This window comes from Micromonospora sp. 15K316 (assembly GCF_004348525.1).
Taxonomy (GTDB): Bacteria; Actinomycetota; Actinomycetes; order Mycobacteriales; family Micromonosporaceae; genus Micromonospora.
The window spans coordinates 24,793-37,880 of the sequence record NZ_SMKG01000007.1 but is presented as its reverse complement, the minus strand read 5'-3'; the positions used below and the strand labels follow the sequence as shown (position 1 = coordinate 37,880).

Annotated in this window: 13 protein-coding genes and 1 riboswitch; of the genes, 4 read left to right on the top strand and 9 right to left on the bottom strand. The window is 74.8% G+C overall.

Annotation, left to right across the window (positions count from 1 at the left end):
- Positions 1–105 precede the first annotated feature (105 nt).
- On the top strand, positions 106–3,027 hold the full coding sequence (locus tag E1211_RS03495) for a LuxR C-terminal-related transcriptional regulator (protein ID WP_371686120.1): 2,922 nt from the start codon (positions 106–108) through the stop codon (positions 3,025–3,027).
- Positions 3,028–3,032: 5 nt separating this feature from the next.
- Here the strand turns inward: E1211_RS03495 and E1211_RS03490 are convergent, their stop codons facing one another.
- From E1211_RS03490 to E1211_RS03480, 3 genes are all read right to left on the bottom strand, one after another.
- Positions 3,033–3,581 (bottom strand): DsbA family protein, encoded by a 549-nt coding sequence (locus E1211_RS03490; RefSeq protein WP_132345301.1) that lies wholly within the window; start codon positions 3,579–3,581, stop codon positions 3,033–3,035.
- On the bottom strand, positions 3,578–4,075 hold the full coding sequence (locus E1211_RS03485; protein ID WP_132345299.1) for a redoxin domain-containing protein: 498 nt from the start codon (positions 4,073–4,075) through the stop codon (positions 3,578–3,580). Before E1211_RS03485 ends, E1211_RS03490 begins: the two co-directional genes overlap by 4 nt.
- Positions 4,076–4,176: 101 nt before the next feature.
- Entirely contained in the window at positions 4,177–4,863 is a 687-nt protein-coding gene (locus E1211_RS03480; RefSeq protein WP_132345297.1) for a BON domain-containing protein, read from the bottom strand.
- Positions 4,864–5,040: 177 nt separating this feature from the next.
- Here E1211_RS03480 and E1211_RS03475 point away from each other — a divergent pair, with 177 nt between their 5' ends.
- A complete protein-coding gene (locus tag E1211_RS03475) occupies positions 5,041–5,679 on the top strand; it encodes a maleylpyruvate isomerase N-terminal domain-containing protein (RefSeq protein ID WP_132345295.1) in 639 nt (212 codons plus the stop codon).
- Between the two features lie 99 nt (positions 5,680–5,778).
- On the opposite strand, the gene E1211_RS03470 is transcribed toward E1211_RS03475, so the two are convergent.
- Positions 5,779–6,186, bottom strand: coding sequence for a hypothetical protein (locus tag E1211_RS03470; RefSeq protein WP_132345293.1), 408 nt, complete (start codon positions 6,184–6,186; stop codon positions 5,779–5,781).
- A 246-nt stretch (positions 6,187–6,432) separates the two neighbouring features.
- On the bottom strand, positions 6,433–6,576 hold the full coding sequence (locus E1211_RS32320) for a hypothetical protein (RefSeq protein WP_165947155.1): 144 nt from the start codon (positions 6,574–6,576) through the stop codon (positions 6,433–6,435).
- Between the two features lie 352 nt (positions 6,577–6,928).
- Between E1211_RS32320 and E1211_RS03465 the strand changes: the two genes are divergently transcribed.
- Both E1211_RS03465 and E1211_RS03460 read left to right on the top strand, forming a co-directional pair.
- Entirely contained in the window at positions 6,929–7,291 is a 363-nt protein-coding gene (locus tag E1211_RS03465) for an STAS domain-containing protein (RefSeq protein ID WP_132345291.1), read from the top strand.
- A gap of 52 nt (positions 7,292–7,343) precedes the next feature.
- Positions 7,344–7,814 carry an SRPBCC family protein gene (locus E1211_RS03460; protein ID WP_132345289.1) on the top strand — a complete coding sequence of 157 codons (471 nt, stop codon included), beginning with the start codon at positions 7,344–7,346 and terminating at the stop codon, positions 7,812–7,814.
- 29 nt (positions 7,815–7,843) lie between these two features.
- Here E1211_RS03460 and E1211_RS03455 read toward each other — a convergent pair whose 3' ends face one another.
- From E1211_RS03455 to E1211_RS03440, 4 genes are all read right to left on the bottom strand, one after another.
- The gene (locus tag E1211_RS03455; protein ID WP_132345287.1) at positions 7,844–8,362 is read right to left on the bottom strand and encodes a hypothetical protein; all 519 of its coding nucleotides are present in this window, start codon (positions 8,360–8,362) and stop codon (positions 7,844–7,846) included.
- A gap of 125 nt (positions 8,363–8,487) precedes the next feature.
- On the bottom strand, positions 8,488–9,555 hold the full coding sequence (locus tag E1211_RS03450; protein WP_132345285.1) for a hypothetical protein: 1,068 nt from the start codon (positions 9,553–9,555) through the stop codon (positions 8,488–8,490).
- A 4-nt stretch (positions 9,556–9,559) separates the two neighbouring features.
- Positions 9,560–9,692: riboswitch (cyclic di-AMP (ydaO/yuaA leader) on the bottom strand.
- A 153-nt stretch (positions 9,693–9,845) separates the two neighbouring features.
- Complete coding sequence (locus tag E1211_RS03445; RefSeq protein WP_132345283.1) at positions 9,846–10,760, bottom strand: cation diffusion facilitator family transporter; 915 nt, start codon at positions 10,758–10,760, stop codon at positions 9,846–9,848.
- A gap of 109 nt (positions 10,761–10,869) precedes the next feature.
- Complete coding sequence (locus tag E1211_RS03440; RefSeq protein ID WP_132345281.1) at positions 10,870–12,987, bottom strand: AAA family ATPase; 2,118 nt, start codon at positions 12,985–12,987, stop codon at positions 10,870–10,872.
- Positions 12,988–13,088 lie beyond the last annotated feature (101 nt).

Here is a 13,088-nt window from a genome sequence, read left to right as displayed (position 1 = left end):
GTGCCACCCGTCCTCGTGCCGTTCGAGAGGGCTGTCCGGAAGATCCGGTCAAGTCCGGGTTGCGGTCCTCGGCCCGTCCGGGGTGAACGGGCTCGCCCCGAAGGGGTGAACGGCCGCCCGCCGGGTAACCGCCCGCCGACCGGGGGGTGGAACGCGTCCGTGGGGGTGGGCCGGATGCCGGAGCAGCGAAGCGGTGCCCGAGTGGGGGCGGCGGACGGCGCGCGACCGCCCCTGCTCGCGTCCCGCCTGCACCCGCCCGCGCTGCCCGACTCGGTGCTGGCCCGCCCCCGTCTGCTGCGCCGGCTCGACGTGGGCAGCGCCGGGCCGGTGACGCTGGTCAGCGCGCCCGCCGGCTGGGGCAAGAGCACTCTGCTGGCGGCCTGGACCCGGCTCGTGGGCGGCAGCGCGGGGGAGGGCGCCGAGGTGCGCCCGGACGGCAGCGTCGCCGAGGCGGCCCGGCCGGGGCCGGCCTGGGTCTCCGTGGAGACGGGCGACGACGGTGATCGGCTCTGGTCGTACCTGGCGGCGGCGCTGCGCGCCGGCACGGGCCCCGGGTGGGACAGCGCGCCGCTGCCGGATCGGCGGCCCCGGCCGGATCAGCTGGAGCTGCTGGCCGCCGGACTGGCCGCCCGGGAGGAGCCGGTGCTGCTGGTCCTCGACGACCTGCACCGGGTCACCGACCCGGCCGCGCTGACCGGGCTGGACTTCCTGCTCCGCCACGCCGAGCAGCGGTTGCGTCTGGTGGTCGGGGCGCGGGCCGGGCTGCCGTTGGCGGTGCACCGGCTGCGGCTGGCCGGCGAGCTGACCGAAATCGGTCCGGACGACCTCGCCTTCACCGACGACGAGGTGGCCGACCTGCTGACCGCGCACGGCGTGGCGCTGACCGGGGCGGCGGTGCACCGGCTGCGGGAGCGGACCGGAGGCTGGCCGGCGGCCCTCCGCTTCGCCGCGCTGGCGCTGCGGCGGCAGCCCGACCCGTCGCGCTGGGTCGAGCAGTTCGGTGGCGACCAGCCGGACGTCGCCGGCTACCTGCACGAGGAGGTGCTCGCCGCGGTCGAGCCGGCGGCCCGCGAACTGCTGCGGCGCACCGCGCTCGCCGAGACGGTCTGCGCCGACCTGGCCGACGCGCTCACCGGCGGGTCGGACGCCGGGCGGACGCTCGCCGACCTCGCCGGCGACGGTGGCCTGCTGCGTCGCGACGAGAGCCGTCCGCCCTGGTACCGCTGCCACCCCCTGCTGGCCGACCTGCTCCGGGCGGAACTCGCCCGGCTGCCCGCCGACGAACTGCGGGAGCTGCACCTCCGGGCGGCCGGTTGGTACGCCGACAACGGCCGGCCGGCGGAGGGGCTGCGACACGCGCTAACCGGCGGCCACTGGGACCGGGCGACCGAGATCTTCGTCGCGCAGTGGCCGGAGTTGGCCCCGTACGACCCGGCCGACTTCGGGGTGCCCGCGCCGGCGCCACCACCGGCCGAGGCCGTGCGGCGCGATCCCGAGCTGGCCCTCGCCTGCGCGGCCGAGCGGGCGCACGCCGGTGACCCGCCGGCCGCCACCGCGCACCTGCACGCGGCGGTCGCGGCCGCGAACACCCTGCCCGCCCAGCGCCGGGACCGTTTCCTCCGACTCACCACGGCGGTGGAGCTCACGCTGGCCCGGCTCACCGGCGACCACGCCGAGGTACGCGCCGCGGCCGCCCGGCTGATCCGGGCGCACGGTGCTGCCCCGGCCGGGGCGCCCACCACCGGTTCGGACCCCGCCGCCGGGGCGGCACCGCTCGTCTCGCCGGTGGCCGGCGGTCCCCGCGGCAGCGCCACCGAGGACGCCGAGCTGCGGGCGTTCGCCGGTACCGCGCTCGGGCTCGTGGAACTGGCCGAGGGGCAACTGCCCTCGGCGCGGTTCGCGCGCGCGTTGGGGGCGGCCCGGGAGGCGGGCCGGCTCCGCACCGAGCTGGTCTGCGCCAGCCGGTCCGCGCTGCTGAACGCCGTGCAGGGGAGGTTGCGGGCCGCCGAGGCGTCCGCCCGGGCGGCGCTGGCCATGCCGCCCTGCCACGGCTGGGCCTGCCGGCTCGACTGCGCGTACGCCCACCTGGCGCTGGCCGTGGTGGCCCTGCACCGGGACCAGCCCGAGGAGACCGCCGGGAACCTGGCCCTCGCCGGGGCCGCGACCGGGCAGCCCGAGACGTCGGCCGGCGCCGGCACGGCAGCAGCGGAGACCACGGCCACGGCGCTCGCCGCGCTCTGCCGGGCGCAGCTGCTGCACGACCGGGGCGAGGTGGCCGCCGGTCACCGGCTGTTGGCGGAGGCGCGGCACCGGATCGCGGATCGGCCGGCCGCTCTGGAGTTGGCGCACCAGCTGCTGGCGGCGGAGGCGGACCTGCTCGGCGCGCGCGGTGACCTGGAGGCGGCCCGGGAGCTGCTGGCCGCGCCGCTGCGGGACCAGGTCGAGCCGCTCGCCCCGGTCGCGGTGGCGCTGGCCCGGGTCGAGCTGCGCGCCGGTGATCCGCGGGCCGCCGCTCGCGTCCTGCCGGACTGGTCGGCGCCGGAGGCGGCGCGGTGGCCGCTGCCGGTACGCCTGGACGCGGGGCTGCTCGACGCGGTGCTGGCCCGGCAGGGCGGGGACGAGCGCCGGGCCGGCCGCACGGTGGAGCAGGTCCTCGACCTCGCCGGCCCGGAGGGCGTCCGGCGGGTCTTCACCCGCGCCGATCCGGCCGTGCGGGATCTGCTCGCCGCGCACCTCGACACCGGCACCGCCCACTGGTCGATGGTCAGCGACCTGGTGCGGGGCGCGGACGAGCCGGCCGAGCGGGGGCCGGTCGAGCCGGGGCCGACGCTGGAGGAGCCGCTCACCGAGCGGGAGCTGACCATCCTGCGCTACCTGCAGAGCATCCTGTCCAACGTGGAGATAGCGAGTGAGTTGTCGCTGTCGGTCAACACGGTGAAGACCCACGTGCGCAACATCTACCGCAAGCTCGACGCGACCCGCCGGCGGGAGGCGGTCCGGCGGGCGCGCGAGCTGCGGTTGATCTGAGCGACTCAGGTGTCGGCCGCGGCGTCGACGGCGGCGAGCAGCTCCGGCAGGGCGTACCCGCCGTCGTGCCGGGCGCCGTTGACGAAGAGCGTCGGGGTGCCGTTGACCCCGCTGCGGATCCCGCCCACGAAGTCCCGGCGTACCCGGTCGGCGTGCGCGTGCCGCTCCACCTCGGCGTCGATGTCGTCCGGCGGCATGCCGAGCTGTTCGACACCGAGCGACAGGTGCACCGGATCGAGCTGGTCCTGGTGCTCGTAGAGCCAGTCGTGCATCTCCCAGAACCGGCCGCGGACCCCGGCCGCCTCGGCCGCCTCGGCCGCGCTCTCCGCGTACGGATGCACGTTGGCGATCGGGAAGTAGCGGTAGACGAGCCGTACCGTGCCCTCCCGCTGGCGGAGCAGCTCGTTGAGGTTCGGGTACGCGGCGCCGCAGTAGTGGCACTGGAAGTCGGCGTACTCGACGATCGTCACGGGGGCGTCGGCCGCGCCCCGGACGTGGTCGGATCCGGTCACCGGGGTTCGTAGACGGGCGGTGACCTGCAACGGGGTGGTCATCCGATCCTCACCTCCCCGCTGGTGCGCATCCGCTCCAGCGCGTCGAGGATGCCGTCCGCCCCCGGGTTGACCTCCGGCGGGTAGAGCTGGGCCCAGGCGACCGTGCCGTCCGGGTCGATCACCACGAGTGCCCGCGCGGCCTCGCCGCTGCGGGTGTAGGCGCCGTACGCGCGGGCCACCTCCCCCTTCGGCTCGAAGTCCGCCAGCAGTGGGAACTCGATGCCCTGGTCCTGGGCGAAGGCCCGGTGCGACCACAAGCTGTCCACGGAGATGCCCAGCAGGGCCGTCCCGTAGTGGTCGAACTCCGGCATGGCGGCCTGGTAGAGCGCCATCTGATCGCCGCAGACCGGACTCCAGTCGGCCGGGTAGAACGCGAGCACCACCGGCCGGCCGCGGTGCTCGCGTACGCCGGTCCGCCGCCCGTCCGGGGTGGCCGGCAGCGCGAAGTCCGGCGCCGGCCGCCCCGGTCCGATCAGCCCGTTCGGATCAGTCATGACTCCCACGCTCGCCTGCGGCCGGGTGAAGTCGGCTCACCCTGCCCGGGTGGTTCAGGGGCTGTCCGGAGAACCGGCCCCTGGGCATTCCCGACGGTCTCTCAGCGCAGCACCGGGGCGACGGCGATGTGGTTCTGCACCTCCCGGATGCCCGGCGCGGACCAGGCCACCCGCTCCACCTCGGCACGTTCGGGGATGGAGTGGACCAGCCCGGTCAGCATCACCGTGTCGCCGTGCACCCGGACGGTGACGTGCTCGGACTCGATGGCCCGGCTGCGGGCGAGGGCGTCGACGATCCGCTGGGCCAGCTCGTGACCGTCCGCGCGGACCGCCGGCCGGACGGTGATCCCGTTGCTCACCCCCCGTACCCCGGTGAGCCGGCTGACCGCCCGTTCGGCGGCTCGCCGCTGGTACTCCCACTCCACCTCGCCGTGCAGGGTCACCCAGCCGTCCGAGACGGTGACCTGCAACTGCTCGACCGGTACGAACGCGTCCCATTCCAGGGCGTGCCCGACCGCGCCGGCCACCTCCGGATCGGCCCGCTCCGCCCCGCCGGGCAGCTGCACGGTCAGGTCGTTGGCGACCGCGCGGACCCGGGGAACGCGGTGCGCCGCCCGCTCGGCGGCCCACTTCTTCGCGTAGCTGTCCACCCGGCCGGTGAGGGTGACCACGCCCTCGGCCACTGTCACCCCGATCTCGTGCGGCCGGACCCGCGGCTCCCACGTCAGCTCGTCGAGGACGTCGGACTGGATCTCCTGGTCGGTACGGGTGACGGTCTCGGTGGCCATTCGCTCCCTCCTCCTCCTCGCGTCGGGCGGCTCCCGCGGGCACGCCCTCCCGGAGGCGATGCTGCCGCCGGTCGGGGTGAGCCACCCTCGCCCGACCCGGGTGATCGCGGTCGACGATCTTGGGCGGGGCCCGCAGGTCTAGGCTCGCCGTGGTTCCACCCCCGAAGGAGGTACGACATGGCTGCGATCAGGACCGCCTACCTGACGGCCGCTCGCTCGGCCGTGCGGCTGCTGGACGACCCGGCGGTCGCCGAGGGCTGGGGTCGACCCAGCGCGCTCGCCGAGTTCGGTGTCGCCGGCCTCGCGGGGCACCTCGCCTCGCAGGTCTTCCAGGTCGAGGCGGTGCTCGCCGAGCCCGTCCCGGCCGGCGATCCGATCGGTCTGCTCGACCACTACGCCCGTGGCAGCTGGATCGGCGCGAGCGTCGACGATGACGTGAACGTGGGCATCCGCCGGGTGGGGGAGGAGATCGCGCAGGAGGGGCCGCAGGCGTTGGTCGCCCGTACGGCCGAGGCGGTGCAACGGCTCGCCGAGGCGTTGACCCGGGAACCGGCCGGGCGGGTGGTGCACCTGACCCGGGGGCCCTGGTCGCTCACCCTTGACGATTTCCTGACCACCCGCCTCATGGAACTCGCCGTGCACTCCGACGACCTGGCGGTCAGCGTCGGCGTGGCCGCTCCGGAACTGCCCGTCGACGTTCTCGAGCCGGTGCTCTCGTTGCTCGCCCGGCTGGCGGTACGCCGCCACGGGCAGCAGGCCGTGCTGCGTGCCCTGGCCCGCGCCGAACGCGCGCCGGACCGGATCAACGCCATCTGACGAGCCGATGCCGGGGTGTCGGCGAACGCCGGACACCCCGGCATCGGCGCACCCGATTCGATCGTCCGCGGGGGCCCGGCCGGAAGCGCGGCTGCTCGATCAGGTGTCGAGGCCGGCGGGGGAGTTGGGGCGGTCCACGTCCACGAAGTCGATGTCGTCGACGGCGCGGTCCTCCTGGCTGCCCGCGGCCCGGGCGGCGGTACCCGCGGCCCAACCGATCGCCGCGCCGACCAGCGCCACGCCGATCAGCAGCGTCCACGGCAGCGCCGGCCGTCGACCGGCGAGCGCGTCGAATGCGAGGGTGGCCCGGCGGCGGGCCTCGTCGGCGGCGTTGCCCACCAGGTCACCTGCTCCGTCGCTGAGCCGGTGTCCGCCGCGTTGGGCGTGGCGGGCGGTGCCTCGGACGGTGTCCCCGGCGGTGTTGACGCTGGAGACCAGGTGCTGCCACGCCTGGTCCGCGATCCGCTCGGGTCTGCTGCGGCGGTCCAGCAGGGTCGTTCCGAACATCGGGATTACCTCCTCGGGGGCGCCGGCCGCGGCGGTCGGGGTCGGCTCTCGGCCAGCCGGACCGGCGCGTCACGGTTGGCCTACCCGCCAGTGCCCCGCCCACCGGTGCCCCAAACCCGCCGAATCACCCCAGCGGGGCCGCCACCGGTACCCGTGGTGGGACTCGCCGGCCGGTCGCCCCGGACTCGCCACGCCCGGCGGCCGGCCGCGGTCACGCAGCCGGCCCGTCGCAGGGAGTGGGGGTGGTCAGCGCACCGAGACGACAGCGGCGCCCCGAGCGAAGTCGTCGTCATCGTCGTCGTCATCATCGCCTCCGCCACCGAAGCCGCAGGCCAGTACGAGGGCGAGCAGGGCACCGACGCCGGCCAGGCCGGCCAGTCTCTTGATCATTGATCATCCCCTCTGTCGTGGACTCCCGGCCGATGCTAGGTCGCCCCGGCAAACACGCCCGTGCCGTGCGGAACCGGAACGAGATCGGGATCTCGGGTCCGGAGCGTTCCCGGTCGCGTCGTTTCGGCCCGGCTGGCGTGGACCGGCTACCCTGGGCGGCGATGCGTCGGTCCGGACGGGCCGTCGAACGAACAGACGAAGAGAAGAATCCGGACAAGGGTGACGAGTCGTGCCCTGATCCGCGAATTGCTCATCCCCCGGGGGTGGCGACCGAGGCCATCGGAGGAATACTCTCGGTCGCGGCCCGCGTACTGATGAGGCGCCCGGGGGACGGGCGGGTGGAGGTGCTCGCGTGAGCCTGTCGATCGTGAAGTCGGTTCTGTCCGGTGGTGTCGTGGAGATCGCCCCACGCGGCGAGATCGACGTCGACACCGCATACGAGGTGCGCGAAGCGATCGCCGAGGTGCTGGCCAAGGGCCACCCGGCGCGCATCGAGCTCAACATGCGCCTTGTCACCTTCATCGACTCCGTCGGCATCAGCGCGATGGTCGCCGGCTTCCAGACCGCCGAGGTGAGCGGCGTCAAGCTCGTGGTCACCGAGCCGAGCCGGTTCGTGCACCGGCAGCTCTGGGTGACCGGCCTGCTCGGGCTCTTCGGCGCGCCGGAGCCCTACTACGCGGGGGCCGCCACGCCCGAGGTGCTCCCCGGCGCCTGACCGCGCCCGTCCCGAGTGAGGATCGGGTGACCGGCGACGGCGGGAGGACGGCGTGCTCAGGCGGGACTCCTTCAGCTACAGCGTCCAGGCGCGCTGCTCGCCGGCCGACGCCGCTGCTCTCCTCGGCGACCTGGGCCGGCAGGGCGAGCTGCATCCGCTGGTCGTCCGGGTTCGCCGGCTCCCACCTCGGCCCGGCGCACGGGCCAGCTACGCCATCACCGACCGGCTCGCCGCCGGGCCGCTGCGGTTCCCGGTGCGGTACCGGGCCGACGTGCTCGTCCGGGCGGCCGACGAGATCGTGACGGTGGCCCGGCAGTGGCCGGCCACCACGGTGCGCAACCGCACCCTGCTGCGGGCCGAGGCGGACGGGCTGCTGCGCATCGACGTCGAGATCACCCTCGCCGCGCCGGCGCCGCTCTTCGCGTACGCCTTCGGGCAGGCCCGCGCCGCGCACCTGGCGCTGGCGACCCGGCTCGCCGGCGCGCTCGACAGTGACCGCGAGGGCCCGGCCGCCACGTCCTGACCGACGTCGGCCGGCGGCGGTTCGACCGGTCAGCCGTCCGCGCGCCCGGCCACCGGCGAGCGCCGGCCCGTCGCGGCCGAACCGGTCCGCCGCATCCGTCCCCACGGCTTGTACGTCGAGAGCACCGTCGCAATGATCATGAGGCTGGTCGACACGGCGGGCGCGATCACCAGGTCGGCCCGGTCCCGTGCCGGCAGGCCGGCCCCGAGCTCGCCGCCGGCGCGCAGGTTCGGGGTGAGCAGGACCAGCACCAGCACGACCATCGCCGTGGTGATCAGCAGCTTCACCAGCACCCAGCGGTACCGGAAGAGCTTCCACGGGGTCAGCAGCGCGCTGACCACGCCGACCGCCCATACGGCCACCGCCAGCGGGGCGAAGAGCGTCGTACCGATCAGCGCGGCGACCGGGTAGACCACGTCCGGGTCGGCGCCGCGCAGCACCGCGACCCCGAGGGTGAGCAGTACGAGGTCGGCGCCGAGCCACCCCAGCGAGGTGACCAGGTGCAGCGTGAGCAGCGCCTTGCGGGCGGTGGGCGATGTCCGGGTCATGCCCGTGATGCTGCCCGTGCGGGGCGGCCGGATCGTCGGCCGACCGACGACATCGCGGCTACGTCCGGTGACGTACCGCCCGCGGCGGTGCGGGTGGCCGAGCGTGGCCACCCGCGGCCGCGACGTCAGTACACCGAGAGGTGCACGTGGTTGGTGTGGTCGCTGGACGGGTCTCCACCCGCCCCGCTGTACGACTTCCAACCGCTGCTGGGCAGCCAGATCTGCCGGTACCAGATCACGTAGAGGACCGCGAGCCGGTCGGCGTTGCGGATGAAGTACGCGGCCAGGTTGTTGCCGTACGTCTTGTCGGCGCCGGTGGCGTCGCCGCCGAATCCGTTCTTCTGCGCGGCGAAGTCGCACGCCCGGCCCTTGGGGTGCTCGCCGGAGCCGCCGTTGCGGTGGCACGAGACGTAGTGGGTGAAGCCGGCCGCCTTGGCCTGTTTGAGCGCGTGCAGCGTACGCGGGGTGATGCAGCCGCTCGCCGGTGTCGGGTCGTCGACGCTGCACGACTCCTTGGGCCAGGAGCCGTCGCGGTTGCGGGGCGCCGGTTCCGCGTTCGCGGTGGAGGTGCCCCGGTTGGATCCACCGGCCGTGGCGCGGACCGCGTTGGCGTTGGCCACCTCGAGGGCGCGCTCGGCCTGCTGCTTGCGCTTCGCCATGACGGCGACCTGCTTGCGCTGCTCCTTGATCTCGCCGTCCAGCGCGGCGCGGGTCCGGTTGGCCTGGTCCCGGGTCTCCGTCAGGTCGGCCAGCACCCGGTCCTCGTTGGCGGCGACGGCCTCCAGGGCGGCGGCCCGGTCCATGAAACCGTCCGGGCTGGTGCTGTTGAGCAGCGCCGAGATCGTGCCGAGCCGGCCGGTGCGGTAGGCGACCCCGGCGATCTCGCCGACCTTGCCGTTGCGCTCCGCCAGTTCGACGTCGATCGTCTTGAGCTGCCCGGTGAGCTGCTGCTGCCGCTGGACCGAGCGGGCGAGGGCCGCCTTCGCGTCGAGCCAGCCCTTGCTCGCCGCGTCGAGCTGGGCGCGGAGCGCGGGGGTTCCGCCTTCGGCGTCGTTGTGCGGAACGGCGGCGGGCAGGGCCGCCGGGGGAGCGGCCGCGGCGGCGGGGGTGACCACGACGGCGAGGGCGAGCGTCGCGGCGATCAGGGCCGCCATCCGGGCGGCGCGTCGTCGTACGGGTGCCACTACAGGCATGCACATGTCCTTCCGTCAGCCGCCGACCGGGTTAGCTGACGGGTTCGGGACGGAAGATCCCTACCGCTCGCGCGGATGCACCCCAGGAACATGGTTCCCCGGCTCGCCGAACGTCGGCGATTAGGCGACGGCCACCGCTGGCGCCGACGGGCGCCACCTGCCGGAGGCCGGAGCCGAGACTACCGGTGCCAGAGAGCCCCGCGCAGCAGATGTGACTCTCGGTGCCGCTGTGGTCACCGCCAATTCCGGCATAACCGGACAATACACGCTGAAAATTAAGGTTGTGCTCATTACCACTCACAGGACCCGCAGGCCCCAGGCGTCGCGCCGGGCTCGATCTGCAACGTCGCGTGCTCGATGTGGAAGTCCTCGTGCAGGGCGGTACGCGCGGCGGTGAGTACCGTGCCGACGTCGGCGCCGGAGGTCGTGGTGAGGTGCGCGGAGGCCACCTCCATGCCTGACGTGAGCGTCCAGACGTGCAGGTCGTGGACGCCGGCCACGCCGGGCACGGCGGCGAGCCGGTCGTGCACCGCGGTCACCTGGAGGTGCTTCGGGGCGGCCTGGACGAGGATGCGGACCGCGGCCCGACCGAGCCGCCAGGTGCGCGGCAGGATGAAGACGCCGATGGCGATCGCCACCAGCGGGTCGGCCCACCACCAGTCGGTCACCGTGATGAGCAGCGCCGCGCCGATCACGCCGAGCGAGCCGAGCAGGTCGCCGAGCACCTCGAGGTAGGCGCCCTGGAGGTTGATGCTCTCCTGGGCCCCGGGCCGCAGCAGGGCGAAGGCGACCACGTTGGCCAGCAGGCCCAGCACGGCCACCGCCAGCATCGGGCCGGCGAGCACCTCCGGCGGGTCACCGAACCGGCCGGCGGCCTCGACCACCACGTAGACCGCGACCCCGGAGAGCAGGACGGCGTTGGCGAGCGCGGCCAGCACCTCCAGGCGGTAGAGGCCGAAGGTGCGCTGCGGGTCCCGGTTGGTGTGCTGGGCGGCGGTGATGGCGGCGAGGGCCATGCCGATGCCGAGCACGTCGGTGAACATGTGCCCGGCGTCGGAGAGCAGGGCCAGCGAGCCGGTGCGGAACGCGGCCACCGCCTCGACCACCATCAGGGCGCTCAGCAGGCCGAGCGCCGCCCAGAGCCGGCCACGGTGGTGCGCGGCGGCGTTCGCCACCGACCCGTGGTGGTCATGCCCTGCGCCCACGAAACCACCCTCCGCCGACGGTTCGGACCGATCAAACATATGCTCACATCGCAATGTATGCAACCTTCGGCCGAGCGCGAGGCCCGATCGGGAACGGCCGGGCGAGCGGTCAGCCGGTCGGGTCGATCGTGCTCAGCCGCTGGGTGGCGCGGGAGAGCGCCACGTAGAGCGTCCGGACGCCCGAGCCGGGATCCGCGCGGATCTCGCTCGGCGCGACCAGCACCACCCCGTCGTACTCCATACCCTTCGCCTCCAGGCTGGTCACCACCTGGAGGCGGGAGCCGCCCAACCCGCCCAGCCAGCCCGCCACCTCGTCGCGGCGGGGGACCGGCGTGATCACGCCGACGGTCCCCTCCACGTCGTCCAGCAGGGCGGCGGCCGCCGACACCGTCGCGCGCTCCAGCTCCGCGACCGGTACGGCCAGCTCGACCGGGTCGACACCGGTGGAGCGGACCGCGGTGGGCAGGGCCAACTCCGGGTCGAGCCGCCGGATCTCGGCCGCCGCCACCGCGAAGATCTCCGCCGAGTTGCGGTAGTTGGTGGTGAGCGTGAAGTGGTGCCGGCGACGGCGGCCCAGCGCCTGGTCCCGGGCGCGGGTCAGCTCCGCCGGATCACCGGTCCACGCCGTCTGCGCCGGATCGCCCACCACGGTCCAGGACGCGAGGCGGCCGCGGCGGCCGATCATCCGCCACTGCATCGGCGACACGTCCTGCGCCTCGTCCACCACCACGTGCGCATACTCCCGGTAGTCGACCGGACGCTCCCGGGCCGCGTCCCGGGCGGCCCGCTGCCGGTCGGCGTACGTGCTCAGCTCACGTACCCCGCCGGCCAGCTGGAACGGATCCCGCTTCGCCCGCGCCGGGCGCACCGGCTTACCCAGCAGCGCGTCCAGCTCGTCGAGGAGCGCGATGTCGGCGACCGTCAGCCCGACCGGGTCCAGGGTCCGGTACGCCTCCGTCAGCAACCGGATCTCCGCCCCGGAGAGGATGCCGCCGGCGTACCGGCGCAGCCGCTCGGGGCGCGCCAGCCAGCCCAGTACGTGCCGGGGGTGCAGCCGCGGCCACCACGCCTTGAGGAACTCCCGGAACTCCGGCCGGTCGGCGATCTCGTCCTCGAAGGCGCGCTGCTCCGGCAGCCGGCCGATGTTCAGCCGGCGAGCCTGCGCCCAGAGCGCCGCGAAGACACCGTCAAAGCCGGCTCGGCGCACCTCGTTGCGGCGGGCGCCCCGCGGCAGCGCGCGATCCCGGATCCCGTCCAGCTCCCGCCGCTCCAGCCGCAGCAGCTCCCCCCGGTAGAGCAGGCGCAGCTCCGTCGGGCCGTCCGGTACGGCGTCCCGGACCGCGCGCTCCAGCACCCGGCGCATGCGCAGCGAGCCCTTCACCGCGGCGACCTCGGGCGGGTCGGTCCGGGTCGCGCCCATCCCGGGGAAGAGCGTGCCCAGGGAGTGCAGAGTGGCGGTCTCCTCGCCGAGGGAGGGCAGCACCGAGGCGATGTACTCGACGAAGACCGAGGAGGGGCCGACGACCAGGATGCCGCCGCCGGCGTACCGGCTGCGGTCGGAGTAGAGCAGGTAGGCCGCCCGGTGCAGGGCGACGGCCGTCTTGCCGGTGCCGGGACCGCCGGAGACGATCGTGACTCCGGAGCCGGGGGAGCGGATCGCCTCGTCCTGCTCCCGCTGGATGGTGGCCACGATGTCCCGCATGCCCCGGCCGGTGGCCCGGGAGAGCGTGGCCAGCAGCGCGCCGTCGCCGACCACCGCCAGCTCCGGCGGCGCGGCGCCCGGGTCGAGCAGGTCGTCCTCGATCCGTACGACCCGCTCCCCGCTCGACTGGATCGTCCGGCGGCGCACCACGCCCTGCGGCTGGGCCGGCGTCGCCTGGTAGAAGGCGGCGGCGGCAGGCGCCCGCCAGTCGACCACGAGGCTCGCCGCGTGCTCGTCCCGGATGCCGAGCCGACCGATGTGCAGCACCTGGTGGTCACGCAGGTCGAGCCGGCCGAAGACCAGCCCCTCGTGCTCGGCGTCGAGGGCGTGGCGCCGCTGGGCGGCGTGGAAGACCATGGCGTCCCGCTCGACCAGCGCGCCGAAGTTCCCGACCCGGGCGAGCCGGTAGCCGTCCCGTTCGGCGCGGACCGCCGACCGCCGCAGCTCGGCGAGTCGGGCGTACACCCGGTCGAGATGCCGCTGCTCGACGGCGATCTCCTGCTCCAGGGTGGTCTGGTCGGTCACGCTCGCTCCTGATCCCTCGCCGGCGGCGGGCACCGTGGTAGACCACGGGCCGCACGCCGGGCCAACCGAACGAGGGTACGGCCCCGACCGGTGGCGCCGCG

Excerpts from the sequence above, each read along its gene's own strand:
- E1211_RS03490 (WP_132345301.1), bottom strand. The coding sequence starts at position 3,581 with ATGACCACCCCGTTGCAGGTCACCGCCCGTCTACGAACCCCGGTGACC.
- E1211_RS03485 (WP_132345299.1), bottom strand. The coding sequence starts at position 4,075 with ATGACTGATCCGAACGGGCTGATCGGACCGGGGCGGCCGGCGCCGGAC.
- E1211_RS03480 (WP_132345297.1), bottom strand. The coding sequence starts at position 4,863 with ATGGCCACCGAGACCGTCACCCGTACCGACCAGGAGATCCAGTCCGAC.
- E1211_RS03475 (WP_132345295.1), top strand. The coding sequence starts at position 5,041 with ATGGCTGCGATCAGGACCGCCTACCTGACGGCCGCTCGCTCGGCCGTG.
- E1211_RS03470 (WP_132345293.1), bottom strand. The coding sequence starts at position 6,186 with ATGTTCGGAACGACCCTGCTGGACCGCCGCAGCAGACCCGAGCGGATC.
- E1211_RS32320 (WP_165947155.1), bottom strand. The coding sequence starts at position 6,576 with ATGATCAAGAGACTGGCCGGCCTGGCCGGCGTCGGTGCCCTGCTCGCC.
- E1211_RS03455 (WP_132345287.1), bottom strand. The coding sequence starts at position 8,362 with ATGACCCGGACATCGCCCACCGCCCGCAAGGCGCTGCTCACGCTGCAC.
- E1211_RS03450 (WP_132345285.1), bottom strand. The coding sequence starts at position 9,555 with ATGCCTGTAGTGGCACCCGTACGACGACGCGCCGCCCGGATGGCGGCC.